Here is a 25,522-nt window from a genome sequence, read left to right on the forward strand (position 1 = left end):
TCGAGACGCCATGGCCGCCGACAAGAATGCATTCGTCTGGGAAGACCCGTTCCTGATCGAGGACCAGCTTTCGGAAGACGAGCGCATGGTCCGGGACGGGGCGGCGGCCTTCGCCGCCGACAAGCTCGCGCCGCGCATCGAGGAAGCCTATCTCAACGAGACCTTCGACACGGCGATTTTTCGGGAGATGGGCGAGGCCGGCCTGCTCGGCATCAACATTCCGGAAGAATTCGGCGGCCTCGGCGCCAACTATGTCACCTACGGCCTGGTCGCCCGCGAAGTGGAGCGCGTCGATTCCGGCTATCGTTCGATGATGTCGGTGCAGTCGTCGCTGGTCATGTACCCGATCTACGCCTACGGCTCGGACGAACAGCGCAGGAAGTACCTGCCCAAGCTCGCCAGCGGCGAGTGGATCGGCTGTTTCGGCCTGACCGAGCCGGATGCCGGTTCCGACCCCGGCGGCATGAAGACGCGCGCCGAGAAGACCGCCAATGGCTACAAGCTTACCGGCTCCAAGATGTGGATCTCCAATGCGCCCGTCGCCGACGTGTTCGTCGTCTGGGCGAAGCTGAAGGGCGAGAACGGCAAGGACGAGATCCGTGGCTTCGTGCTGGAAAAGGGCATGAAGGGGCTTTCGGCGCCGAAGATCGGCGGCAAGCTGTCGCTGCGGGCGTCGATCACCGGCGAGGTGGTGATGGAAGGCGTCGAGGTCGGCGAGGATGCTCTGCTGCCCAACGTGTCGGGGCTGAAGGGGCCGTTCGGCTGCCTCAACCGGGCCCGCTACGGCATTTCCTGGGGTTCGATGGGCGCGGCCGAAGATTGCTGGCATCGCGCGCGCCAGTATGGCCTCGACCGCAAGCAGTTCGGCAAGCCGCTGGCCGGCACGCAACTCTACCAAAAGAAGCTCGCCGACATGCAGACCGAGATCGCACTTGGGCTGCAGGCCTCGTTGCGCGTCGGGCGGCTGCTCGACGAAGGCAAGATGGCGCCGGAGATGATCTCGGTCGTCAAGCGCAACAATTGCGGCAAGGCGCTCGACATCGCCCGCCAGGCGCGCGACATGCATGGCGGCAACGGTATCCAGATCGGCTATCACGTGATGCGCCACGCGCAGAATCTGGAGACGGTCAACACCTATGAGGGCACGCATGACGTGCACGCGCTGATCCTCGGACGGGCGCAGACGGGGATCCAGGCGTTCTTTTGATCCGCGGCTTCGTCATCCTAGGGTCTACGCCGCGTCGCTGCGCTCCTTGCTGCGCCCTAGGATGACGAAGGACAAGAAGGCTTCGCCAATGGAGGGTAGCGAATGACCCAGTCGACCCCGTTCAACAGCCATTTAAGTTAGGTGCAGCGCAACATCCGCTTGGAGAATGACGGCCAGATGTGTCAGGGTTCGGCCAGCTAAACGCCGATCTCCGGGGCTCCATGGCAATTCTGGCCGCCGTCTATCACCTGACCCATTACAAATACGACCGGCCGGTGGTGCTTGGTCCGCAGGTGATCAGGTTGCAGCCGGCGCCGCATTCGCGCACCAAGGTGCTCAGCCATTCGTTGAAGGTCGAGCCGGCGAACCACTTCGTCAATCTCCAGCAGGACCCTTACGGCAATTTCCTTGCCCGTTTCGTTTTTCCCGAGCCGGTGAGTGAATTGAAGATCGAGGTCGACCTCGTCGCCGACATGACGGTCTATAATCCGTTCGATTTCTTCGTCGAGGAGACGGCGGAAAATTTCCCGTTTGAATATCCGGAAGAGACACGCGACGACCTCGCCATCTATCGCACACCGGAACCGGCGGGCCCGCTGCTCTCGGCGTTCCTGAAAACCATCGATACCAGCCCGAAAAACACGGTCAGTTTTCTCGTCGACCTCAATGCCCGGCCGCAGCGCGAGATCGCCTATATCGTGCGCATGGAGACCGGCGTGTTCTCGCCCGAGGAAACGTTGGCCGCTGCCAAAGGCTCTTGTCGCGATTCGAGCTGGCTCTTGGTGCAGATCCTGAGGCATCTCGGCATCGCGGCACGCTTCGTCTCGGGCTACCTGATCCAGCTTAAGCCCGACCTCGTCGCGCTCGATGGGCCGGCCGGTACATCAGTGGACTTCACCGACCTGCATGCCTGGTGCGAGGTCTATCTTCCCGGCGCCGGCTGGGTCGGTTTCGACCCGACTTCGGGCCTGCTCACCGGCGAGAGCCATGTGCCGCTTGCCGCCACGCCGCATTTCCGCAACGCGGCGCCTATTTCTGGCATGGCGAGCTTCGCCAATGTCGAGTTCGGCTTCGAGATGCGGGTCGACCGCATCGCGGAGCATCCGCGCATCACCAAGCCGTTCTCGGATGAAAGCTGGCAGGCGCTCGATGCGCTGGGCAAAAACGTCGACGCCGCGCTCGATGCCGGCGACGTGCGGCTGACCATGGGCGGCGAACCGACATTCGTGTCGATCGACGATTTCGAGTCCGCCGAATGGAACACGGCGGCCGTCGGCCCAACCAAGCGCGAAAAGGCGGACGCACTGATCCGCCGCTTGCGCGAGCGCTTCGCGCCGGGCGGCTTCCTGCATTACGGCCAGGGCAAATGGTATCCCGGCGAAAGCCTGCCGCGCTGGACCTTCTCGCTTTACTGGCGCACCGACGGGGAGCCGGTGTGGAGCGACCCGTCGCTGATCGCGCGGGAGAAGAGCGAAGCCGATATCGGTCCGAAGCAGGCCGAGAGCCTGCTGACCGCGATCGCCGGCGAGCTCGGCATCGAAACGTCCATGGTCAGCGAAGCCTATGAGGATCCGGCCGAGTGGCTGCTCAAGGAAGGCAAGCTGCCGGAGAATGTCGATCCGTCCAATTCGAGGCTGGAGGATCCCGAAGAGCGCAGCCGCATGGCGACGGTGTTCGAACGCGGGCTGACCAAGCCGTCGGGCTATGTGCTGCCGGTGCAGCGCTGGAACAGCCAGGCGTCGGGCCAGCGCTGGCGCTCGGAGAAGTGGAAGACGAGGCGCGGCCGCCTGTTCCTGGTGCCGGGCGATTCACCGGTCGGCTATCGTCTGCCGCTGGGCACGCTGCCCTATGTGCCGCCAGAACAGTTTCCCTATATCGTGCCAGTTGACCCCTCCCTGCCGCGCGGTTCGCTGCCGACGCGCGACGCGATCGTGCCGGGTGCGGCTCCGGCCGAGCTGGAAGGCGCTGACGAGATGGCGCGCCGGCAGCAGGCGGCGTCGTTCACGGCGGCGACCGCACAGCAAGACCGCGTCGAGCAGGAGATCACCGAGATCGGCGGCGCGGTGCGCACGGCGCTTTCGGTGGAGCCGCGCGATGGGCGGCTCTGCGTGTTCATGCCGCCGGTCGAGGCGCTAGAAGACTATCTCGAACTTGTGGCCGCTGCCGAGAACGCGGCAAGGGCGATCGGCTTGCCCGTGCATATCGAAGGCTACGGCCCGCCGCACGATCCACGCCTCAACGTCATCCGCGTGGCGCCCGATCCCGGCGTCATCGAGGTGAATATCCACCCCGCCTCGAACTGGCAGGATTGCGTGGCGACGACGACCGCGATCTACGAGGAAGCGCGGCAGACCCGGCTTGGCGCCGACAAGTTCATGATCGACGGCCGCCACACCGGGACCGGCGGCGGCAACCATGTCGTGGTCGGCGGCGCGACGCCCAATGACAGCCCGTTCCTGCGCCGGCCCGACCTGCTGAAGAGCCTGGTGCTGCAATGGCAGCGGCACCCCTCGCTATCCTACCTGTTCTCAGGCCTGTTCATCGGCCCGACCAGCCAGGCGCCGCGCTTCGACGAGGCGCGCCACGATACGCTTTACGAGCTCGAAATCGCCATGGCACAGGTAACGCATCCGGACCAAGGCAATGCACCCCTGCCGTGGTTGGTCGACCGACTGTTCCGTAACCTGTTGACCGACGTCACCGGCAACACGCACCGCTCCGAAATCTGCATCGACAAGCTGTTCTCCCCGGATGGACCGACCGGACGGCTGGGGCTGGTCGAATTCCGCGGCTTCGAGATGCCGCCCAATGCGCGCATGAGCCTGGCGCAGCAACTGCTGGTCAGGGCGATCATCGCTCGCGCCTGGAAGAACCCACTAGACGGCCGTTTCGTGCGCTGGGGCACGTCGCTGCACGACCGCTTCATGCTGCCGCATCATGTCTGGGCGGATTTTCTCGACGTTCTCGATGACCTCAAGCTCAACGGTTTCTCGTTCCGGCCCGAATGGTTCGACGCCCAGCTCGAATTCCGCTTTCCCTTCTGCGGCGAGGTCCAATATGCGGGCGTCAAGCTGGAACTGCGGCAGGCGCTGGAGCCGTGGCATGTGATGGGCGAGCAGGGGGCCATCGGCGGCACCGTGCGCTTCGTCGATTCCTCGGTCGAGCGGCTGCAGGTCAGGACCGAGCGCCTCAACCCGGAGCGCCATGCCATCGTCTGCAACGGCCGCATGGTGCCGATGAAGGTGACGGACAACCGCGAGGTCGCGGTGGCCGGCGTGCGCTTCAAGGCCTGGCAGCCGGCTTCGGGCCTGCATCCGGCGCTGCCGGTCAACACGCCGCTGGTTTTCGACATCTACGACCGCTGGACGGGCAGGGCGATCGGCGGCTGCGTCTACCATGTCGCGCATCCCGGCGGGCGCAACTACGACACTTTCCCGGTCAACGGCAATGAGGCGGAGGCGCGCCGGCTGGCCCGCTTCGAGGCGCGCGGCCACACGCCGTCGACCTATGTGCTGCGCGAAGAACAACCCACGGAAGATTTCCCAATGACGCTTGACCTTCGGCGCCCGCCAAGACTCTGATCAGCGATGGCAAAGGGGAATCACAAGCAGGTACGAGGCAAGGCGCAGATCCATCGCCTGCTGGAGCAGTACCAGCCCATCGACGGCGTCGTCGACGAGATGGTCGACGCGTCGGGCAATCCCCGTCCGGCCTGGAAGCATTTCATCGAGGCGCTCGACGATCTCGGCGCCGAAGAACTCGCCCATCGTTTTGCCCGCGCCGACCAGTATCTGCGCGACGCCGGCGTCTACTACCGCGTCTACGACAAGGCCGGCGCCAACGAGCGCGAATGGCCGCTGGCGCATGTTCCGGTGCTCATCGAGGACGGCGAGTGGGCGGCGATCAGCGCCGGCCTTGTGCAGCGCGCCGAGCTGTTCGAAGAGATAATCGCCGATATATACGGGCCGAACCGGCTGGTGGAAAAAGGCATCCTGCCGGCCGGACTGGTCGCGGCGAGCCCCGAATATCTGCGGCCCGTCGTCGGCACCATGCCGGCCGGCGGTCATTTCCTGCATTTCTGCGCCTTCGAACTCGGCCGCGGGCCGGACGGCCGCTGGTGGGTGCTGGGCGACCGCACTCAGGCACCATCCGGCGCCGGTTTCGCGCTGGAGAGCCGGGTCGCAACGACGCGCGCGCTGTCCGATATCTATGGCGAGATGCATGTGCATCGCCTTGCCGGCTTCTTCCGGCGCTTTCGCGATGCGCTGATCGGTATGGCCAGGGAAGCCGACGGCCGCGTCGCCATATTGACGCCTGGACCGCTCAACGAGACCTATTACGAACACGCCTATATCGCCCGCTATCTCGGCATCATGCTGCTCGAAGGCGAGGACCTGACCGTTTCCGGGGGCCGGCTGATGGTGCGCACCGTTTCCGGGCTGATGCCGATCAGCGTGCTGTGGCGGCGGCTGGACGCGGCGTTCGCCGATCCGTTGGAACTGCGCTCGGAGTCGCAAATCGGCACGCCGGGCCTGGTCGAGGCGATCCGGCAAGGCAGCGTCTCCACCGTCAATGCGCTCGGCTCGGGCCTGATGGAAACGCGCGCGCTGCTTGCCTTCCTGCCCAAGATCGCGCGCGAATTGCGGGGCGAGGAACTCAAGCTACCCACCGTCGCGACATGGTGGTGTGGGCAGCCCTCCGACCGAGCGCATGTGCTCGCCAATATCGACCGCATGGTGATCGGGCCGGCGCTGTCGACGCGGCTGGCCTTCGAGGACGACGACCAGACCAAGCTCGGCGCGGCGCTGTCGGCCGGAGAACGGGCGGAACTGGTGGCGCGCATCGAACGCGACGGCGACGCTTTCGTTGGCCAGGAAGCGGTAACGCTTTCGACGACGCCCGTCTATGTCGGCGGCTGGCTGGAGCCGCGGCCAGCAAGCCTGCGTGTCTATCTGGCGCGTACGCCCGAGGGCTGGACGGTGATGCCGGGAGGGTTCGCCCGCATCGGCCTGTCGCTCGATCCGACGGCGATCGCCATGCAGCGCGGCGGCCAGGCTGCCGACGTCTGGGTGGTGAGCGACAGGCCGGTGGAGCGCGAGACGCTGCTGCCGCAAGAGGGCGACAGCTTCAGCCGCACCAAGCCGGGCAGCCTGCCCAGCCGCGCGGCGGAAAACCTGACCTGGCTCGGCCGCTACATCGAACGCTCCGAGGACACTGTGCGCATCCTGCGTGCCTATCATGTGCGGCTCGCCGAAACCTCCGATCCGGATATGCCGTTGCTGGCCGACATCAGGGATCATCTCGAACCGTTCGGCATCGATGTCGAAACAGCGATCCCATCGGGGCTGATCGGCACGCTGGACAGCGCCGTCTACAGCGCCGGCCAGATCCGCGACCGTTTCTCGCCGGATGGCTGGTTGGCCCTCAAGGACCTGTCGAAGACCATTCATCAGTTCGCGACGACGGTGGCGCCGGGGGATGATGCGACACGGGCCATGACCGTCATCCTGCGCAAGCTCGCCGGTTTTTCCGGCCTGCTGCACGAGAACATGTACCGCTTTGCGGGCTGGCGCTTCCTTGAGATCGGCCGGCGGCTGGAGCGCGGCATACAGATCGCCAGCACGCTCGCCCGGCTGACCAGTGACAAGGCGCCGGACGGCTCGCTCGACATGATGCTGGAGATCGGCGACAGCGTCATGACGCACCGGCGGCAGTACCCTGTGCAAGCCGGCCGCCGCACGGTGATCGACCTTCTGGCGCTCGATCCGCTCAATCCGCGTTCCATCCTGTTCCAGCTCGAACGGCTGAAGGCCGAGATCGGACTGCTGCCGGCGATCGGCGGCGAAGGGCACATGTCGCCTGCGGCCAAGGAGATCCTGCAGCTCAACACAGCCATCGCCATCAAGGAGCCGGCGGACATGACTGTGAAGGCGCTGAACGATCTCGCCGGCGAGATAGGCGGGCTCTACAGCAGCCTCGCCAAGGCCTATTTCGGTTAAGGCGACTCCGGCATGCTCTACGACATCAGGCTTCACCTTCATTACGATTACGCCGCCGTCGCCGGCGGCGGTCGTCACCAGGTGCGCGTGCTGCCGCCGACCATCGACGGCGTGCAGCGCGTCGTCGCAGCGTCGCTATCCTTCGCGCCGGCGCCCAACGAACGCTCGGATTTTTCCGATTTCTTCGGCAACAACGTCACGTCGATCGCCTTCCGCGACGCGCATGACGCACTCGACATCAGGATGAGCGCGCGCGTGGCGGTGTCGCGGCCCGAGCCTGGGCTCGACGTGTCGCCCGACCTTAGCCGGCTGCGTCAGGAGATCGCCGCCGTGCGCTCGCTGGCGCCTGATACACCCCACCATTTCCTGGCCGCCAGCGGTCACGCCGGCATCGATGCGGCGATTACCGCCTATGCGCGCGACAGCGTCGGCGGCTCGGCCGCCGGTACGGCGATGAACCTCTGCAATCGCATCCACCGCGATTTCACCTATGACAACGAGGCGACCACCGTCCGCACCAGGGCAGGCGATGCCTTCCGGCTGAAGCGCGGCGTGTGCCAGGATTTCTCGCATATCATGATCGCCGGCCTGCGCGGGCTCGGCATACCGGCCGGCTACGTCAGCGGCTTCCTGCGCACCATTCCGCCCAAGGGCAAGCCCGGGCTGGAGGGCGCCGACGCCATGCATGCATGGGTCAAGGTGTGGTGCGGGCGCGATGCCGGCTGGCAGGAGTTCGACCCGACCAACGGCATGCGGGCCTCCAACGATCACATCACCGTCGGCTATGGCCGCGACTATTCGGATGTCGCGCCGATCGTCGGCGTTCTCAAGACCACCGGCGGACAGGTCGGAGAGCAAGCCGTCGACGTCATTTCGGTGGTGCTGGAGAAGGCCTGACGTCAGGCCTCCTTGCGCAACGCCCCATGCAGGGTCCGCCGCCGGCGTGGGTGGCCGCCGACTTTTCGGACAGGAGTGGAACCAGTGCTCGGCCTAGAGGCTTATCTACGGGTGTTTCCGTGGGGCCAGCATGCTGCAGAAATCCGGATTGACTATCGACGGCGACGCCGCACCAAAGAACGGTGCTCAGATCTCTGCCGAGCACGCCGCACTGGTTTATGTCAGCGATACCGAGCCCGGTATCCGCCGGCTGAAATCGGGCAAGGGATTTTCCTACAGGGGACCTGATGGCGGGCCGGTCTCGGATGCCACCCGAGCGCGCATCGAGGCGATTGTGATCCCGCCGGCCTGGACGGATGTTTGGATCTCGGCCGCGGCGGACGGACATATCCAGGCGACCGGCAGGGACCAGCGGGGGCGCAAGCAATATCGCTACCATCCGCATTGGGCCGAGGAGCGCGACAGCGCCAAATATTCGAGCCTTGTCGCCTTCGCCGAAAGCCTGCCGGAGCTTCGGCACAGGATCGACAGCGACCTGCGCCGCCACGGCCTGCCGCTCGAACGCGTCGTCGCCGCGATCGTCTGGCTGCTCGACAACACCATGATCCGCGTGGGCAACGCCGCTTACGCCCGCGACAACAAGAGCTTCGGCCTGACGACATTGCGGGACCGCCATGTCGACATCAAGGGATCGAGCCTGCGGTTCGCCTTCAAGGGCAAATCGGGCAAGGAATGGAAATTGAAGCTGGTCGATCGCCGCATCGCGCGAATCGTGCGGGGCGCGCAGGACCTGCCGGGCCAAAAGCTGTTCCAGTATCTCGACGAGGACGGCAGCAGACACCCGGTGCGCTCCGAGGACGTCAACCGCTACATCAGGGAGGCCATCGGCGATGCATTCAGCTCGAAACATTTCCGTACATGGGGCGGCACCATCCACGCCGCGTCGCTGTTTGCGCAAACGGTGCTGCCCGACAGCCAGGCACAGCAGAAACGGGCGATGAACAGCGTCATCGACAGGGTCGCCGAGCGGCTGGGCAACACGCGCGCCGTCTGCCGCCAATGCTATATCCATCCGCAAGTCTTCGAAGCCTGGCTGCAGGGACGGCTGCTTGCCGAGATGGCGGAAGCCAACAAGCGCAAACGGTCGATAGACGGTCTCGATGATGAGGAAGCGCTCGTGCTGCGATGGCTGAAGACGCACGAAAGCGGACCCGCGGCGACCACCGGCCGCTGAATCCGCGGCGCCTCGATTTTTTTATCGACGCCGTGTCGGGATCGGTCCTAATGTTTCGTCCTTTGACACAGAAGAGGACAAACCATGCTCTACGCGATCTTGTGCTATGCTTCCGAAGACGTCGTCTGCTCCTGGAGCAAGGAACAGGACGACAAGGTCATGGCCAACATTCTCGATGTCCAGCAGAAATACGCGGACGCCGGCCGGCTTGGCCCGGTGGCGCGGCTTTTGCCGACGACGGCGGCGACGACGCTGAGGAAGGTCAAGGGCGAATCGATCGTCATCGACGGGCCGTTCGCCGAGACCAAGGAACAGTTCCTCGGCTTCTACACGCTCGAATGCGCCGATCTCGACGAGGCGGTGGAGTTCGCGCGCGAACTTTCCGAGGTCAATCCGAGCGGCGGCTCCTACGAAATCCGGCCGGTATCCATCTTCAACCCCGCTAGGGTCGCCGTATGACCGAACTTGCCTGGATCAGCTCCGCGATCAGCGCCGCCCGCCCGCAGGCGATGGGTGCGCTGTTGCGCTATTTCCGCGACCTCGATACGGCGGAGGAAGCTTTCCAGGACGCTTGCCTCAGGGCGCTGAAGAACTGGCCGCAGAACGGTCCGCCGCGCGATCCGGCGGCCTGGCTGATCTTCGTCGGACGCAACAGCGGCATCGACGCGGTGCGCAAGCGCGCCAAGCAGGCGCCGATGCCGGAAGAGGACCAGATCTCCGATCTCGAGGACGCAGAGAGCGACATCGCCGAGCGGCTCGATGGCGCGCACTACCGCGACGACATATTGCGGCTGCTATTCATCTGCTGCCATCCCGACCTGCCGGCAACGCAGCAGATCGCGGTGGCGCTACGCATCGTCTCGGGCCTCACGGTCAAGCAGATCGCACGCGCCTTCCTGGTCGGCGAAAGCGCCATGGAGCAGCGCATCACCCGCGCCAAGGCACGTATCGCCGACGCCGGCGTGCCGTTCGAGACGCCGGGCGCGGTGGAGCGCTCGGAGCGGCTCGCCGCGGTCGCGGCCATGGTCTACCTGATCTTCAACGAGGGCTATTCGACCAACAGCGGCGAGGCGCCGGCCCGCGCGCCGTTGTGCGAAGAGGCGATCCGGCTGGCCCGGCTGCTCCTCAGGCTGTTCCAGACCGAGCCGGAGATCATGGGGCTGACGGCGCTGCTGCTGCTCCAGCATGCGCGCGCACCGGCCCGTTTCGATGCGGACGGCGAGATCGTGCTGCTCGAGGACCAGGACCGCAGCCTGTGGAGCCGCAAGATGATCGACGAAGGGCTGGCGCTGGTCGACAAGGCACTGCGCCACCGCAAGCCCGGCCCTTACCAGGTGCAGGCGGCGATTGCCGCGCTGCATGCGCGGGCCGAGAAGGCCGAGGACACGGACTGGGTGGAGATCGACCTGCTCTACGGCCTGCTCGAACAGATGCAGCCGTCGCCTATCGTCACCCTCAACCGTGCGGTCGCGGTCTCCAAGGTGCGTGGCCCGGAGGCCGCGCTCGCCATGATCGAGCCGCTGGAGCAGAGGCTTTCCGGCTATTTTCATTTCTTCGGCCTCAAGGGCGGGCTTTTGATGCAGCTCGACCGGGGCGAGGAGGCGCGGGTCGCCTTCGACCGCGCCATCGCGCTTGCCAACACGGCGGCGGAAGCGGCCCATATACGCATGCATATCGACCGGCTGATGAAGGACAGCGCAGCGCGCACCGCAAGCTGACACTGGTTCAATGGTCTGGCCCGGGCTTGGACCATGCCGGGGTGGCGATTTTTTCCTGAAACCGCTATTGGCACGCCAAGACAGCGCCTCCTTGCGCCTGACCGCATAGGGAACGCATGGCGCAATGCTTTGACCGCGCCACATGAATGGCGGGATTTGAAAGGGACAGACATGACGATAGCGAAGGAAACCGCCGAGCTTCTGGCGAAACTGGGTGTTGCCAAGGAGGCGCTTGCCGGCGGCGACCTGATCGTGCGCAGCCCGGTGACGGGCGAGCGGATCGCGGCGTTGAGCACGATCTCGCCTGCCGACGCGGCCAGGACCATCGATGCCGCGCACAAGGCGTTCCAGGCCTGGCGCCTGGTACCGGGGCCGAAGCGCGGCGAGCTGGTGCGGCTGCTCGGCGAGGAATTGCGCGCGCACAAGGCCGAACTTGGCCGGCTGGTGTCGATCGAGGTCGGCAAGATCCCCTCGGAAGGGCTCGGCGAAGTGCAGGAGATGATCGACATTTGCGACTTCGCCGTCGGTCTTTCCAGGCAATTGTACGGGCTGACCATCGCCACCGAGCGTCCGGGACACCGCATGATGGAAACCTGGCATCCGCTCGGCGTGGTCGGCGTCATCTCCGCCTTCAACTTCCCGGTCGCGGTGTGGTCGTGGAATGCGGCGCTCGCGCTGGTCTGCGGCGACGCGGTGGTATGGAAACCTTCCGAAAAGACGCCGCTGACGGCGCTTGCCTGCGAGGCGATCTTCAAGCGCGCCGTCAATCGCTTCGGCACTGATGCGCCGGAAGGGCTCGCGTCGGTGCTGATCGGCGACCGCGCCGTCGGCGAGATACTGGTCGATCATCCCAAGGTGCCGCTGGTCTCCGCCACCGGCTCGACCCGCATGGGCCGCGACGTCGGGCCGCGCCTCGCCAAGCGTTTTGCACGCGCGGTGCTGGAGCTCGGCGGCAACAATGCCGGCATCGTCTGCCCGACCGCCGATCTCGACATGGCGTTGCGCGCAATTGCCTTTGGCGCGATGGGCACGGCGGGCCAGCGCTGCACGACGCTGCGGCGCCTGTTCGTGCATGACAGCGTCTACGACGCCTTGGTACCGCGGCTGAAGAAGGCCTATCAGAGCGTCTCTGTCGGCAATCCGCTGGAGACCTCGGCCCTCGTTGGGCCGCTGATCGACAGGGCGGCCTACGAGGCCATGCAGAAAGCCCTGAAGGAGGCTGCCGCCCACGGCGGCAAGGTGACCGGCGGCACGCGGGTCGAGAATGGCCATCCGGACGCCTATTACGTGCATCCGGCGCTGGTCGAAATGCCCAGCCAAGTCTCGCCGGTGACCGAAGAGACGTTCGCGCCGATCCTCTATGTGATGAAGTATTCCGATTTCGACGCCGTGCTCGACGAGCACAATGCGGTGGGAGCGGGGCTGTCGTCGTCGATCTTTACCCGCGACCTGCAGGAATCCGAGCGCTTTCTCGGCGTCGACGGATCGGACTGCGGCATCGCCAATGTCAATATCGGCACGTCGGGCGCCGAGATCGGCGGCGCTTTCGGTGGTGAAAAGGAAACCGGCGGTGGCCGCGAGAGCGGCTCCGATGCGTGGAAGGCCTATATGCGCCGCGCCACCAACACGGTGAACTATTCCAAGGCGCTGCCGCTCGCCCAGGGTGTCTCCTTCGACATCGAGTGAGACTGCGGGTTCCGGCTCGGGTGACCTTGCGCACCCGGGCCGTTCTGCGACCTGAGGTTCACTGCTGAGGCAGTCATGCTGTCATTCTTCGTATGGTGCTGACGTCCCGCCGCCGAGGCGGCTTTTTTTGTTTCGAGGATACGCAGCGGCACGGACCGCCTTCATAGTCTGGGCAGCGGCGAGTCTCAGTGGTCGGTGGAAAAACACGCTGCGAAGGCGGCATCCACGATCGCCAGCTTGGCGGCCTGGACGGTCATGTATTCCTGAAAGAAGCGGTGCGAGACCCACATCACGGAATTGCCGCGCTGGCCCAGCCAGCCGATGCTGCCGAGCGCCTCGGCATCGCGTAGTTTCCGGGCGAGGTGGGTGCGCGACAGTTTGAGCCAGCTAGCGAATTCCGCCACCGAGACCACGCTGGTCGGAATCCGGTCTAGGCCGGCATGGTCGGGGTCGATGCCGGACATGAGCCGATCCATGACGATGCCGCCATTGTTGAGCCAGATGAACAGGGAAAAGGTCTGGTTGGGTTCGCGCACCGGTTTGGACGAAAGCAGGCCGTCGGCCACGAGGGGCTGCAGGGCGGCGAGCATATCGGGCCGCTCCAGGTATTTCGCCAGCCGGTCCGCGCCGTCGAGTCGGTCAAGGGTCCGTAGATGTGCGTGCACCCATCCGGTGAATGTCCGCACCGTGTCCGCCGTCGGCTGCAACGGGTGGGTGCGCCCGTCTCCGCCCGCTACGTATTCGGCGATGCGGTAGTGCAGCATCTCCTTGATGAAAGCGTCGGCGGTGTTGCGGCTGGCGACCTTGTGCTGATGCACGAACTCGATGAAGCGCGACACCGTCAACGCGCTGCGGCGGTCGTCCGGGTCGCGCCTGAAATGCATGGCAAGGCCGACATGGCCCATCAGCCAGCGCTGCTGCGTGGCGAATATGGAAGCAAGCCGCGGGCTGGCTTCGTAGATGTGGATCAGCGCCAGCGACTGCTCCTGGACGTGGCGGTGCAGATCCGAATGAGCGGCTATGTCCTCGATATCCAGCATCCACCTCCTTCTGGTTCGCCAACATTCCCACGCTCCAAGAGCGGGTCGCGTCGAAGCGGATTCATGCGACGCGCTTTCGGCTTTTTTTTGTGCATGTCGTTCTCCCAAAACCGAGGTCACTTTTGGGCGACACGCATTTAGACATTTTCAGCCTTGCGCATTTGTGTCCAGATGAGGCAGCTCGGACTAAAGTCCAGTTCTGTAGCCAATGATGGCGGCGAGACGTCGGCGGCAACCCCACACGGGCAAGCACTGCGCGTTCAGCGATCTGGACAACCGCAGCTACGCCCGGGTGTCGTCCTGCAGCCCGGCTATGATGGGCTGACGCGGGGTCCGCCGGCTGCATGCGCATCGGGAGGCCGCCGATGGCGGGTTCTGCCGCCTACTCGGCCGCCTGAACGCGATGTGCCTGGATGATGGCGCGGATCTCTGAACGGCAGGAGCCGCAATTGGTGCCGGCCTTCAGCGCGGCACCGATGGCTTCCACGTTCGTGCAGCCGGAAGCCACCGCCGCCGTGATCTGGTTGATTCCGACGTTGAAACAGGAGCAGACGGTCGCGCCGGCATCGGGCCGTTCGGCGCCGGAGCGGCCGGCGACGATGCGGAAGCGGTCGCGCTGGCTGGCATGGACCTCTTCGAGCTGCTGCGTCGCCCAGCCGCGCGATACGGCCACCGGGCCGGGCGCGACGAACAGGGCGCCCGCGAGCTGTACGCCATTGAAGGCCGCGATGCGATGCTGGCCGGCATCGCGGTCGTGATAGGCGAGTATTTCGGCATCGGTCGAGGCGCCGAACAGGGATTGGGCAAAAACCGGCCAGTCGATGTCGTCGCCGGCAAAGGCGAGCTCGACCCGCCAGCCATCCCTGCAGCGGGCCACGACCCAATAATCGGCGGCTATCGCTTCGGGCCTTTGTCGGGTCACGGCGAAGCCGAACGCCATCGCGGCGAATTTCTCGATGTGCACCGCAACGTGCTTCAGTGCCGGCTGGCCGGAAACCGGGTCGGTGAGTGGCGCAGTGAGCGTGTCGAGCCGGCCCTTGGCGGTGAACTGGTCCGTCCAGTGCATCGGTGCGAACAGGCTGCCCCGGCGCTGGCGGGACGTGATCAGCGCGCGCACGAGCACGGCGCCGCGCGGGCTGGAAACGCGCGCGATGTCGGCGTCGCCGATGCCGTGTCGTGCTGCGTCGTCGGGATGGATTTCGACGAAAGGCTCGGCGATGTGCTGCGACAGGCGCGGGCTTTTGCCGGTGCGCGTCATCGTATGCCAGTGGTCACGGATACGCCCGGTGTTGAGGATTAGCGGGAAGGCGGCGGTGGTGCGGGTTTCCACGGTCGGGCGAATGGCGATGAAGCGGGCCTTCCGGTCCGGGGTGTAAAATTTGCCGTCTGCGAAGAAGCGGGTGGTTGGCTGGGTATAGACAGCCTGAACACCCAAGCCTGGGCTCGGCGCTGGCCAATGGAATGGCGCCAGCGCCTCATAATCCTCCGCATCGATCCCGCTGTAAGTACCGATATCGAAATCCCGCTCGCCACCATTCTCGAACCCGGACAGCGCGGCATGCTCGGTGAATATCTCGGCCGGCGCGTCATACGCGAACGCCTCGGCAAACCCCATGCGCCTTGCCACCTCGGCAATGATCCACCAGTCGGGCCGCGCCTCGCCGGGCGCCGCCAGGAACGCGCGCTGGCGCGAGATGCGGCGCTCGGAATTGGTGACGGTGCCATCCTTCTCGCCCCAGGCGGTGGCCGGCAGCCGGACATGGGCATGGCGCACGGTGTCTGTGTTGGCCTGCACGTCCGACACCACCACAAACGGGCAGGCCTTGATCGCTGCTTCGACGGCGTCGGCATCCGGCATCGAATCGACCGGATTGGTGGCCATGATCCACAGTGCCTTGATGCGCCCGTCAGCCACCGCCCGGAACATGTCGACCGCCTTCAGGCCGGGCTTTTGCGCGATGTCAGGTGCATTCCAGAAGCGCTTCACGCGTTCGCGATGCCTCGAATTTTCAATCTCCATGTGGGCGGCCAGCATGTTGGCCATGCCGCCGACCTCGCGGCCGCCCATGGCGTTGGGCTGGCCGGTCACCGAGAACGGGCCTGCTCCCGGCTTGCCGATGCGGCCGGTGGCGAGGTGGCAGTTGATGATGGCGTTGACCTTGTCGGTGCCGGACGACGACTGGTTGACGCCTTGGCTGTAGACCGTGACGGTCTTGGCGGTCGCGGCGAACAGGCCGTAGAAGCGGGCGAGCTCGTCCTCGCTCAGGCCCGTGGCGGCAGCAACACCGGCAAGGTCGAGCGCCGAGGCGGCGAAAAGAGCTTGTCCGAAGCCGGTCGTGTGCGCCGTGATGTAGGCGCGGTCGAGCGCATTGTGCTGGCCGAGCCAAGCGAGCAGGCCGGTGAACAGGGCGACGTCGCCATCGGGCGCGATCGCCAGGTGCATGTCGGCGATATCGGAAGTCATGGTGCGGCGCGGGTCCACCAGCACGATCTTCATCTCCGGGCACTTCTCACGCGCGGCAGCAATGCGCTGGTAGAGCACGGGATGGCACCAGGCGAGGTTGGAGCCGACCAGCACAATGAGGTCGGCCTGTTCCAAATCCTCATAGGTTCCCGGCACGGTGTCGGAGCCGAAGGCGCGGCGGTGGCCGGCGACGGATGAGGCCATGCAGAGACGCGAATTGGTGTCGATGTTGGCCGAACCGATGAAGCCCTTCATCAGCTTGTTGGCGACGTAATAGTCCTCGGTCAGCAACTGGCCGGAGACGTAGAAGGCGACGGCATCGGGGCCATGCTCGGCGATGGTGCGCGAGAAGGTCGAGGCGACGAGGTCGAGCGCTTCGTCCCAGGAGCCGCGGCGGCCGTGGATTTCCGGTTGGAGCAGCCTGCCGTCGAGACCGATGGTCTCGGCCAGTGCCGAGCCTTTCGAGCAGAGCCGGCCGAAATTCGCCGGATGGTCGGGGTCGCCGCGGACCGACACCTGGCCGTCCGCGATGACCTTCGCCAGCACGCCGCAGCCTACCCCGCAATAGGGGCAAGTGGTCCTCACCTCGCGTGCTTCGCCAATCTGCATGGGTCAGGCCGCGCGGCTGGCCAGCGCTTCGAGCGCGATGAACAGACGCTCGCCCTCGACCTTCACCGGAATGGTGCGCACCGCGCCCTGGTCGGCGCCGAGCGCCTTACCGGTTTCCAGCGAGATGACCCAATTGTGCAGGGGGCAGGTGACCGCCGCGCCGTGCACGATGCCCTGGCTCAGCGGCCCGCCTCTGTGCGGGCAATGATCGTCGATGGCGAAGACCTGGTCGTCGGCGGTGCGGAAGACGGCGATCTTGCCTTGCGGTGTCGCGACGCAACGCGCGCCGCGGCGCGGGATGTCGGAGATGGCGCCGATGGCGATCCAGTTCATGATGTCACTCCGCCGCCTGTGCAAACTCAACCGAGGCCATCGGCCGGAACTCGTGCTTGTCCTTGCCCGACACGCGTTCCGACCACGGATCGACCTGGGCGAATTTCTGGGAAAAGACGAAGCGGTCGTAGAAGGCCTTGCGCTTGTCGCCATCGTCCATGATTTGGCGCTTGATCTCGGCGATGCCGACGCGCTTGGCCCATTTGTAGATGCGTTCGAGATAGCGGGCCTGCTCGCGGTACATCTGCGTCAGTGCCACGATATGCTCCAGCGCCTCGTCCTCGGTCCTGACCAGGCCGAGCACTTCGGTCCCTTTGATGTCGAGGCCGGCAGCACCCGCGAAATGGATCTCGTAGCCACTATCGACGCAGATCACGCCGACATCCTTGCAGGTCGCCTCGGCGCAGTTCCGGGGGCAGCCCGACACCGCCATCTTGACCTTGGCCGGCGTCCACGAGCCCCACATGAATTTCTCGATGCGGACACCGAGACCCGTCGAATCCTGCGTGCCGAAACGGCACCAGTCGGAACCGACACAGGTCTTCACCGTGCGCAGTCCCTTGGCATAGGCATGGCCGGAGACGAAGCCGGCCTGGCCGAGATCGGCCCACACCGCCGGCAGGTCCTCCTTGCGGATGCCGAGCATGTCGATGCGCTGACCGCCGGTGACCTTGACCATCGGGATTTCGAACTTGTCGACGACATCGGCGATGGCGCGCAGTTCGGCCGCATTGGTCACCCCGCCCCACATGCGGGGAACCACCGAATAGGTGCCGTCCTTCTGGATGTTGGCGTGGACGCGCTCGTTGATGAAGCGCGACTGGTAATCGTCCGCATATTCGTCCGGCCAGTCGCAGACGAGATAATAGTTGAGCGCCGGTCGGCATTTGGCGCAGCCGCAAGAGGTCTTCCATTCCAGCTCCTGCATGACGGCGGGAATGGTCTTCAGCCCCTTGGCCTTGATCAGCCGGCGCACCTCGTCATGGCCGAGCGTGGTGCAGGAACACATCGGCTGCACGGCGGCGGGGTTGTACTTGTCGCCGATGGTCAGCACCATCAGCTTTTCGACCAGGCCGGTGCAGGAACCGCAGGAGGCCGACGCCTTGGTGTGGGCGCGTACCTCGTCGAGCGAGGTCAGGCCCTTGGCCGTGATCGCGCCTGATATCTTGCCCTTGCAGACGCCGTTGCAGCCGCAGATTTCCGCATCATCCGGCAAGGCTGCAACGGCCGCCATAGGGTCCAGCGGGGCACCCCCCTGGTAGGACTGGCCGAAGATCAAGGTGTCGCGCATCTGCGAGATGTCGGTCTGCTTCTTCTTCAGGTCGTTGAACCAGGCGCCGTCCGATGTCTCGCCATAGAGCACCGTGCCGATGATGCGGTCGTCCTTCAGCACCAGGCGCTTGTAGACGCCGGCGGCGGCGTCGCGCAGCACGATCTCCTGGCGATCCTCGCCCTCGGCGAAGTCGCCGAGCGAGAACAGCTCGATGCCGGTAACCTTGAGCTTGGTCGGCGTGTCCGAATGCACGAAGGCGGCACTGTCGTCGCCGGCAAGCTGGCTGGCCGCGACGCGGGCCATCTCGTAGAGCGGCGCCACCAGACCGTAGACCTGGCCGTTCACCTCGGCGCATTCGCCAAGCGCGAAAATATCGGGATCGTTGCTGCGCATGCCGGCGTCGACGACGATGCCGCGGTTGACGGCAATGCCGGCTTCCTTGGCCAGTGCCGCATTCGGCCGGATGCCCACCGCCATGACCACCAGCGTCGCCGGGATGATTGTGCCGTCGGCGAGTTCCACCCGCTCGACCTTGCCGTTGCCTGATATCGCCTGGGTGTTGGCCTTGGTGATGACCTTGATGCCGCGTTCCTCCACGGCGCGTTGCAGCAGGTAGCCCGCGGCCGGATCGAGCTGGCGCTCCATCAATGTCGGCATGACATGCAGCACGGTGACGTCCATGCCCTGCGCGCTGAGGCCGGCGGCGGCCTCCAGTCCGAGCAGGCCGCCGCCGATGACCACGGCCTTGGCGCGCGACTGGGCCGCGAGCATCATCGCCCTGACATCGTCGAGGTCGCGATAGGTGAGCACGCCGGGCAGATTGTGGCCGGGCACCGGAATGATGAAGGGCACCGAGCCGGTGGCGATGACGAGCTTGTCGTAGGGCTCGATGACGCCGTGGTCGGAGGTGACGGTCTTCGCCTGCCGGTCGATGGCGACTATTTTGTGGCCCTTGTAGAGGGTGATGCCGTGCTTGATGTACCAGCCGTCACCATGAATGATGATCTCTTCATAGTCCTTTTCGCCCGACAGCACCGGCGAGAGCATTATGCGGTCGTAGTTCACCCTCGGCTCGGCGTTGAAGATGGTGACTTGGTAGCGGCCGGGCGCCTTTTCCAGGAGGTGCTCCAGCATGCGCCCGGGGGCCATGCCGTTGCCGAGGATGACGAGTTTCTCGGTCATGTCCTGATCCGCTCCAATCTCACTCTGCGGCGTAGGAAAGGATCGACGCCTTGGTCGATGCGGCGCGCCCCATGCGCCTGACGCTGACATGCATCCAAGCAAGGCAGGCGACGACGATCAGGAAGAGCAGCATGAAACAACTCGACCAGACGCCGGTGAGGTCGTTGAGCGCGCCGAAGGCGATCGGAAGGATGAAGCCGCCGAGCCCGCCGATCATGCCCACCACGCCTCCGACAGCACCGACATTCTGCGGATAATAGGCGGGGATGTGCTTGTAGACCGCGGCCTTGCCGAGGCTCATGAAGAAGCCGAGCACGCAGGCAACGGCTATGAAGGCGAGCGGGCCGATCTCGAAGTGGAAGGCGATCGGCCCGCTAATGCCGCGCACGACGTAGTCTGCCGAGGGGAGAGACAGAACGAGGGTCGCGACGGCACTGACGGCGAAGGTCGAATAGAGCACCGTTCGGGCGCCGATCCGGTCGGAGAGCATGCCGCCATAGGCACGGAAGATACTTGCGGGAATTGAATAGGCAGCGCCGATCATGCCGGCGGTCGCAAGCCCGAAACCATAGACGCCGATCAGATAGCGCGGCAGCCACAGTGACAGCGCCACGAAGGCACCAAAGGCGAAGAAATAGTAGAAGGCGAAGCGCCAGACCTGCTGGTTCTTGAGCGGCGCGAATTCCTGCCAGAAGCTTCTCGCGGGCGCTGCCTTGCCGGCGCGGCGCTCACGGATGACAGGATCGTCGCCGGTGGTGAACCAGAAAACGACGGCCATGACGACCAGCGCCGCCGCCCAGATCTGCGCGACCGACTGCCAGCCCCAGGAGAGAAGCACGAAAGGCGCCAGGAACTTGGTGACCGCGGCGCCGACATTGCCGACACCGAAAATGCCGAGCGCCGTCCCTTGCTTGCCGGCGGGGAAGAAGCGCGAGACATAGGCGACACCGACGGCAAAGGAGCCGCCGGCAAGCCCCACGCCGAGCGCGGCGATCAGCATTTGCTCATAGGTGTGCGCAAAAGAGAGCAGGAAGGTCGCGATCGCCGCCGCGAGCATGGTCGCGGTGTAGACCAGCCGGCCGCCATAGCGGTCGGTCCAGATGCCGAGCACCATGCGCACGAGCGAGCCGGTGAGAATTGGCGTGCCGACGAGCAGGCCGAATTCCGTCTCGTTCAGCCCAAGCTCCTGCTTTATGCGGATGCCGATGATGGAAAAGATCGTCCACACCGCGAAACAGACGGTGAAGGCGATGGTGGACATCACAAGCGCCTGCCGGGAATCCTGGCTGGGCGCGGCTGGGAGATTTGCGGTCATGGTGGGACTGCCTTTTTTCGTGGCGATGTTCAGAGGCGCGGCATCGGTCAGCGAGACGAGGTCACGACCGGCGGGATCATTTGCGGACCCTTGCCTTCCGTTTTGGTGCTGGCGGGAAACAGAAGGAGCGCGGCGACGAACAGCGCCGCAGTCATCGCGCTGCTGGCAAGAAAGTCGCGGCGCGTGAAATCCTTGAGGGTTGTTCCAGTTCCGATCCGTTTCGTCATCGTCGTCTCCGGTTGGGCGCTTTGGGAGGAGCGCCGTCGATTGCGTGTTCGGCCAAAACAAAAAAGCTGCCGGCCAGATCCGCGCGACCGGTGCATCCGGATCGCGTCGTAACCTGAGCGGCAGCTTTGCCTGCGGCGCCCGCCATTGGACGCCTGTTTCGTTGCCCGAGAAGGGCTCATTTATTTCAAAGCAGGAACTGTGCCAGTTTCGCTTCGGAAAGGAATTTCGAATGAATTCAGTTGAATAGCCGAATCATGCGTAGATCCGGATGACCAGCGATACGGTCAAACATTGGTCAGCTATGCGATCGTTCCGCATAATTTTTGTGCAACGCGCAAGAATGGCGCGCAAATAATCAGGCCGGCTTCTGCGCCCCGATATAGGCGTCGATCCGGTCCGGGTCGAAGATGCGGCCGTCGAAGAAACCGTCGGGGCCGAGCACCAGGCTTGCCCCGGCCGAGCCGACGGGCGTTGCGATCTTCAGCGCGCCCTCGACCTTGGCATTGGCGCCGGGCAGCGCCACGCCGAGCGGCTTCAGCGCCGCCCGATAGAGGTCGGGCCGGTAGCAGTCGCGGGCGACGGTGAGATTTTCAGGCGTGTGCGCGACATCGCCCCAGCGGACCATCTGCGTGTAGAACCACAGCGCATGGCTCTTCCAGGGAAAGTTCGCCGCCTTGTCGAAAGGCAGGAAGAAGTCTTCGACGCTCCTTTCCGCGCCGCCGCCAAGCTGGAGACGTCCGGTCAGGACCGGCATCTGGAGAGCCGCCTTATGGCCGAGGAAGCCGGGCTGCGCCATCAGCGCCGCCAGTTCGCCCCGGTTCTTCGGATCCTGGCACCAGCGGGCGGAGTGGTGCAGGGCCCGCAGCAGCGCCGCCAGCGCCTCCGGGTTTTCCTCGGCCCAGGCCTTGCGCGCGCCGATCACCTTTTCGGGGCTGTTGCGCCACAGCAGCGCCTTGACGGTGACGATGTGGCCGGTGCCGGCCGAGACGGAGACGCTGTTCCAGGGTTCGCCGACGCAATAGCCGTCAATGCGGCCGGCGGCCAGCGCGTCGGCCATGAAGGGGGGCGGCACGATGACGATCTCGATCTCGCCGTCGGGGTCGATGCCGCAGGCGGCGAGCCAGTAGCGCAGTTCGTAATTGTGCCCGGAATGCGGATGCACGACGGCAAAGCGCAGCGGGTCGTGGCCGGCCGCCGCGCGTTCGCGGATAAACGCGCCAAGTGCGGCGCCGGCGCGGGCCGGATCGAGATCCGATACGGCGCCATGCGCGGCCATGCCTTCCCAGACGGCTTTGGACATGGTGATGCAATTGCCGCCGAGACCGAGCGAAAAGGGCACGATCGTCTCGGATGCCAGCGGCGTGAGCCCGAGGTTGCAGGCGAGCGGCATCGGCCCAAGCATATGCGCGACGTCGAAATGGCCGATCGCGATGCGGTCGCGGATGTTGGCCCAGGAGGTCTCGCGGTGGAGGACGAGGTCGACGCCTTCGCGCGCGGCAAAACCCATTTCGCCGGCCGCGACCAGCACCGCGCTGTCGAACAAGGGCATGAAGCCGGCGGTGATCTGATGCGCAGCGGCCATGCTCATTCGTCCTCCAGAGGCCCGAGCAGTCCGGCGGTCGTTACCAGGCTGTGGGCGATGTCGCTGATCTTGCGGTTCTGGTTCATCGCCGTCTTGCGCAGCAGCGTGTAGGCCGCGTCTTCGCTGAGACCCCGCGACTTCATCAATATGCCCTTGGCGCGGTCGATGACCTTGCGATTCTCGAGCTCGCTGCGCGCTTCCTCCAGTTCGCGCGCCATGCGCGAAAAGGCGTTGAAACGGCTGACGGCCATGTCGAGGATCGGCTTGACGCGTTCCTGCCTGAGACCATCGACGACATAGGCGGACACGCCGGCATCGACCGCGGCCTCTATCGAGGCCTGGTCCGAGCGGTCGACGAACATGGCGATCGGCCGCTTCACCGCGCGCGACAGCTGGAACATGTTCTCCAGCATGTCGCGATTGGGGTTTTCGAGGTCGATGACGATGACGTCGGGTTCGATCTGGGCGATGCGGCGCGCAATGCCGGTCACGTCATGGATGACGGTGACCCGCTCATGGCCGGCCTCGCGCAATCCCGCCTCGATGATCGAGGCGCGGATGCGATTTTCGTCGATCACCAGGACGGCGAGTGAGGTTCGGACCATGTCCGCATTGTGACCAAGCGAAGGAATTGTGCAATGCGGGATAGCCCGGCGACCGCAAACATTCGCCGAGAGTCGGAACGCAAGTTGCACAGCGGATATTGTCGCCCGCGACTTCGAAGCGCTCAACCGGGTTCGCAGGACCGGAATCCTTTCGACCGCTCAGCCGTGCGCAGAACGCTGATGCAAACCAGAATTCGGAGTTTGTGACACAATGCTCAGAACGCCGCCGGCGGCAAGGATCAGTTGAGCGGGAAACCAACGCTGCCGATGAAGTTCTGGTTTTCGACCCTCCAGCCATTGCCGAAAGAAAGCTGATATTTCGCACGCATATTGATCGTGCCCACCTTCGCGGACAACCCAAGTCCGGTCGTGACCTGATTTGTCGAGTTCGCCTCGCCGGTTACCGAATAAAAGGGTCCGGTTGTAAGATCGGCATAATTGAGGATCTGGTTATAGTCGCCGGACAGCCGGTACGAGTCTTCGAAAGCGGCGTCCAGCGACAGCTTGCCCCAGTCGACCGGTATGTCGTAGCTCATGTTCAGACCGAGTGCCGTTCGAACCGAAGTCGTGTTCATGCTGTCGTAGTTGAGCGCCCAGGTTGACGACCCGGTCTCGGCATACGAGTCCAGCTTCCAATGCACGGCATCGACACGGCCGAAGGGTGAGACCAGCCAGGCGCCTGATTTGAATTCCCTGGACAGCGCTGCGGAACCAAACCATTCCTCACCGCCCCGCGCGCCTTTCAGCAAAACGTCGCCGTCCGACGAATAGCGCTCGGAATCAAAGTTTGCGTGGCCGTAGCCGCCGACGACATCAAGGAAAGTCGACGGGAGGAAATTGTAGCTGCCATACAGCGCGACCGAGATGCTCTTGCCGTCGCTGCGGGTGCCGTCATCTCCGATCGTGGTCTTGTCCGATGCGTAACCGATGGCGATACCGGCTTTCAGATGTTTCATGACCTGGGTGTCGATGCCGGCGGTGAGGCCGGGAGTCGAGAACGAATTCTCCGTTCCTCCAGATGGTGTGACGGAACCGAAGCTCACCGAGCCAGTGGTCCACAGGTGAAAAAGCGGCGACTCCTGCACCGACCCTGTGGGCATGGCGGCCAACGCTTGAGCAGAGCCATCAGTATCGTCCGGAGACCCGGCATAGGCCTGCGCGTCATCCTTGTTCTCGTCGAACCATTGCTGGGCAGCCTTGCTCTGCGACTGATTGACGGTCATGCCAAAAGCGACTGGTCCGCTATCGTCGTCATCGCCATGCAATCTGGTGAGTCGATCCCGAATATTGTCGATCTGGGTCTGGCCGAAACGCTCCATGGCCGAAGCCTGGGCGTTGATCAGCCCGATGACATCAGGATCCTGGGAAGGGTCGGGCCGCAAATTCACCATGATCGAAACGACGCTGGACATCGTCGGCAGGTTGCTTGCGTCGCCGCTATAGCTGGCGGAGAGATCGTGGCTCCCCGCAGAGAGGCCCGACGTGATGAATGTGGCAGTGCCGCCACTCAGCACAACCGTTGCAAGGGTTGCACCCCCGTCACGGAAAGTAATGGAGCCAGTCGGAGCGACACCGTTGACGGTGGCGCTGAGGGTTAGCGGATAGCCGTACAGATTGGTCGCCGGAACATGCAGCGTGATTGTGGTTGCGGCCTTGGCCACCGAGAAACTCTGGGCGACAGGCACCGCAGCCATGTAGCTTCCATTGCCGGCCTGACGAGCTTCGACGGTGCATTGTCCGACTGAAAGCAGCGAAACCGTCGCGCCGGAAACACCGCATACAGTCGTCGTCGTGGACACGAACGTTACGGTCAGGCCCGAGCTTGCGGTGGCTGAAAGGCTGAAGCTCCCGCTGCCGAGAGCCCGGTTCGGCAAGGTATTGAACGTGATGACGTTCGTCCCCTGGGTGACGGCGAAGCTGCGCGACACCGTGGCGGCGGCCTGGTAGTTGGCGTTGCCGGCCTGGTCGGCGTCGATGGTGCAGGTGCCGGCCGAGAGCAGTGTCACCGAATTGCCGCTGACGGTGCACACCGCCGTCGTCGTCGAGGTGAAGGCGACCGTCAGGCCGGAGGATGCGGTGGCGCTCAGCGTCACCGGGCCGCTGGTCAGTGCCGCATTCGCCGGCTGCGTGAAGCTGATCGTCTGCGTGCC

Annotated in this window: 18 protein-coding genes; 9 read left to right on the forward strand and 9 right to left on the reverse strand. The window is 64.8% G+C overall.

The window, feature by feature from the left end:
• Positions 1-10: 10 nt before the first annotated feature.
• The 8 genes from LB532_RS18600 (at position 11) to LB532_RS18635 (ending at position 12,741) form a co-directional block, all read left to right on the forward strand.
• The gene (locus tag LB532_RS18600) at positions 11-1,207 is read left to right on the forward strand and encodes an acyl-CoA dehydrogenase (protein ID WP_140641530.1); all 1,197 of its coding nucleotides are present in this window, start codon (positions 11-13) and stop codon (positions 1,205-1,207) included.
• A gap of 221 nt (positions 1,208-1,428) precedes the next feature.
• Positions 1,429-4,788, forward strand: a complete 3,360-nt coding sequence (locus tag LB532_RS18605) for a DUF2126 domain-containing protein (protein WP_224557040.1) — start codon at positions 1,429-1,431, stop codon at positions 4,786-4,788.
• Between the two features lie 6 nt (positions 4,789-4,794).
• The gene (locus LB532_RS18610) at positions 4,795-7,206 is read left to right on the forward strand and encodes a circularly permuted type 2 ATP-grasp protein (protein WP_140641526.1); all 2,412 of its coding nucleotides are present in this window, start codon (positions 4,795-4,797) and stop codon (positions 7,204-7,206) included.
• A gap of 12 nt (positions 7,207-7,218) precedes the next feature.
• Positions 7,219-8,103, forward strand: coding sequence for a transglutaminase domain-containing protein (locus LB532_RS18615; protein WP_140641524.1), 885 nt, complete (start codon positions 7,219-7,221; stop codon positions 8,101-8,103).
• A 130-nt stretch (positions 8,104-8,233) separates the two neighbouring features.
• Positions 8,234-9,337, forward strand: coding sequence for a DNA topoisomerase IB (locus tag LB532_RS18620; protein ID WP_140641522.1), 1,104 nt, complete (start codon positions 8,234-8,236; stop codon positions 9,335-9,337).
• 84 nt (positions 9,338-9,421) lie between these two features.
• Positions 9,422-9,796 carry a YciI family protein gene (locus tag LB532_RS18625; RefSeq protein ID WP_140641520.1) on the forward strand — a complete coding sequence of 125 codons (375 nt, stop codon included), beginning with the start codon at positions 9,422-9,424 and terminating at the stop codon, positions 9,794-9,796.
• Positions 9,793-11,055, forward strand: coding sequence for an RNA polymerase sigma factor (locus tag LB532_RS18630; protein WP_140641518.1), 1,263 nt, complete (start codon positions 9,793-9,795; stop codon positions 11,053-11,055). The genes LB532_RS18625 and LB532_RS18630 overlap by 4 nt, the downstream gene beginning before the upstream one ends.
• 171 nt (positions 11,056-11,226) lie before the next feature.
• On the forward strand, positions 11,227-12,741 hold the full coding sequence (locus tag LB532_RS18635) for an aldehyde dehydrogenase family protein (RefSeq protein WP_140641516.1): 1,515 nt from the start codon (positions 11,227-11,229) through the stop codon (positions 12,739-12,741).
• Positions 12,742-12,926: 185 nt separating this feature from the next.
• Here LB532_RS18635 and LB532_RS18640 read toward each other — a convergent pair whose 3' ends face one another.
• The 6 genes from LB532_RS18640 to LB532_RS18665 form a co-directional block, all read right to left on the reverse strand.
• Entirely contained in the window at positions 12,927-13,781 is an 855-nt protein-coding gene (locus LB532_RS18640; protein ID WP_140641514.1) for a hypothetical protein, read from the reverse strand.
• Between the two features lie 382 nt (positions 13,782-14,163).
• Positions 14,164-16,854 carry a nitrate reductase gene (locus LB532_RS18645; protein WP_140641512.1) on the reverse strand — a complete coding sequence of 897 codons (2,691 nt, stop codon included), beginning with the start codon at positions 16,852-16,854 and terminating at the stop codon, positions 14,164-14,166.
• Between the two features lie 3 nt (positions 16,855-16,857).
• A complete protein-coding gene (gene nirD, locus LB532_RS18650; RefSeq protein ID WP_140641510.1) occupies positions 16,858-17,187 on the reverse strand; it encodes a nitrite reductase small subunit NirD in 330 nt (109 codons plus the stop codon).
• Between the two features lie 4 nt (positions 17,188-17,191).
• Complete coding sequence (gene nirB, locus LB532_RS18655) at positions 17,192-19,642, reverse strand: nitrite reductase large subunit NirB (RefSeq protein WP_140641508.1); 2,451 nt, start codon at positions 19,640-19,642, stop codon at positions 17,192-17,194.
• A gap of 19 nt (positions 19,643-19,661) precedes the next feature.
• Positions 19,662-20,957 (reverse strand): MFS transporter, encoded by a 1,296-nt coding sequence (locus tag LB532_RS18660; RefSeq protein ID WP_140641506.1) that lies wholly within the window; start codon positions 20,955-20,957, stop codon positions 19,662-19,664.
• Between the two features lie 47 nt (positions 20,958-21,004).
• Complete coding sequence (locus LB532_RS18665) at positions 21,005-21,184, reverse strand: twin-arginine translocation signal domain-containing protein (RefSeq protein WP_140641504.1); 180 nt, start codon at positions 21,182-21,184, stop codon at positions 21,005-21,007.
• Positions 21,185-21,228: 44 nt separating this feature from the next.
• On the opposite strand from LB532_RS18665, the gene LB532_RS18670 reads away from it, so the two are divergent.
• Positions 21,229-21,432 (forward strand): hypothetical protein, encoded by a 204-nt coding sequence (locus LB532_RS18670; RefSeq protein WP_140641502.1) that lies wholly within the window; start codon positions 21,229-21,231, stop codon positions 21,430-21,432.
• A gap of 108 nt (positions 21,433-21,540) precedes the next feature.
• On the opposite strand, the gene LB532_RS18675 is transcribed toward LB532_RS18670, so the two are convergent.
• The 3 genes from LB532_RS18675 to LB532_RS18685 form a co-directional block, all read right to left on the reverse strand.
• Positions 21,541-22,767, reverse strand: coding sequence for a CmpA/NrtA family ABC transporter substrate-binding protein (locus LB532_RS18675; protein ID WP_181169432.1), 1,227 nt, complete (start codon positions 22,765-22,767; stop codon positions 21,541-21,543).
• Positions 22,768-22,769: 2 nt separating this feature from the next.
• Positions 22,770-23,372 (reverse strand): ANTAR domain-containing response regulator, encoded by a 603-nt coding sequence (locus LB532_RS18680; protein ID WP_140641498.1) that lies wholly within the window; start codon positions 23,370-23,372, stop codon positions 22,770-22,772.
• A gap of 239 nt (positions 23,373-23,611) precedes the next feature.
• Positions 23,612-25,378 (reverse strand): autotransporter domain-containing protein, encoded by a 1,767-nt coding sequence (locus tag LB532_RS18685; RefSeq protein ID WP_224557043.1) that lies wholly within the window; start codon positions 25,376-25,378, stop codon positions 23,612-23,614.
• Positions 25,379-25,522 lie beyond the last annotated feature (144 nt).

Source organism: Mesorhizobium sp. ESP-6-2 (assembly GCF_020164675.1).
In the GTDB taxonomy this organism is placed as follows: Bacteria; Pseudomonadota; Alphaproteobacteria; order Rhizobiales; family Rhizobiaceae; genus Mesorhizobium.

Coding starts and splice junctions, on each gene's coding strand:
- LB532_RS18600 (WP_140641530.1), top strand. CDS start 11: ATGGCCGCCGACAAGAATGCATTCGTCTGGGAAGACCCGTTCCTGATC.
- LB532_RS18605 (WP_224557040.1), top strand. CDS start 1,429: ATGGCAATTCTGGCCGCCGTCTATCACCTGACCCATTACAAATACGAC.
- LB532_RS18610 (WP_140641526.1), top strand. CDS start 4,795: ATGGCAAAGGGGAATCACAAGCAGGTACGAGGCAAGGCGCAGATCCAT.
- LB532_RS18615 (WP_140641524.1), top strand. CDS start 7,219: ATGCTCTACGACATCAGGCTTCACCTTCATTACGATTACGCCGCCGTC.
- LB532_RS18620 (WP_140641522.1), top strand. CDS start 8,234: ATGCTGCAGAAATCCGGATTGACTATCGACGGCGACGCCGCACCAAAG.
- LB532_RS18625 (WP_140641520.1), top strand. CDS start 9,422: ATGCTCTACGCGATCTTGTGCTATGCTTCCGAAGACGTCGTCTGCTCC.
- LB532_RS18630 (WP_140641518.1), top strand. CDS start 9,793: ATGACCGAACTTGCCTGGATCAGCTCCGCGATCAGCGCCGCCCGCCCG.
- LB532_RS18635 (WP_140641516.1), top strand. CDS start 11,227: ATGACGATAGCGAAGGAAACCGCCGAGCTTCTGGCGAAACTGGGTGTT.
- LB532_RS18640 (WP_140641514.1), bottom strand. CDS start 13,781: ATGCTGGATATCGAGGACATAGCCGCTCATTCGGATCTGCACCGCCAC.
- LB532_RS18645 (WP_140641512.1), bottom strand. CDS start 16,854: ATGCAGATTGGCGAAGCACGCGAGGTGAGGACCACTTGCCCCTATTGC.
- nirD (WP_140641510.1), bottom strand. CDS start 17,187: ATGAACTGGATCGCCATCGGCGCCATCTCCGACATCCCGCGCCGCGGC.
- nirB (WP_140641508.1), bottom strand. CDS start 19,642: ATGACCGAGAAACTCGTCATCCTCGGCAACGGCATGGCCCCCGGGCGC.
- LB532_RS18660 (WP_140641506.1), bottom strand. CDS start 20,957: ATGACCGCAAATCTCCCAGCCGCGCCCAGCCAGGATTCCCGGCAGGCG.
- LB532_RS18665 (WP_140641504.1), bottom strand. CDS start 21,184: ATGACGAAACGGATCGGAACTGGAACAACCCTCAAGGATTTCACGCGC.
- LB532_RS18675 (WP_181169432.1), bottom strand. CDS start 22,767: ATGGCCGCTGCGCATCAGATCACCGCCGGCTTCATGCCCTTGTTCGAC.
- LB532_RS18680 (WP_140641498.1), bottom strand. CDS start 23,372: ATGGTCCGAACCTCACTCGCCGTCCTGGTGATCGACGAAAATCGCATC.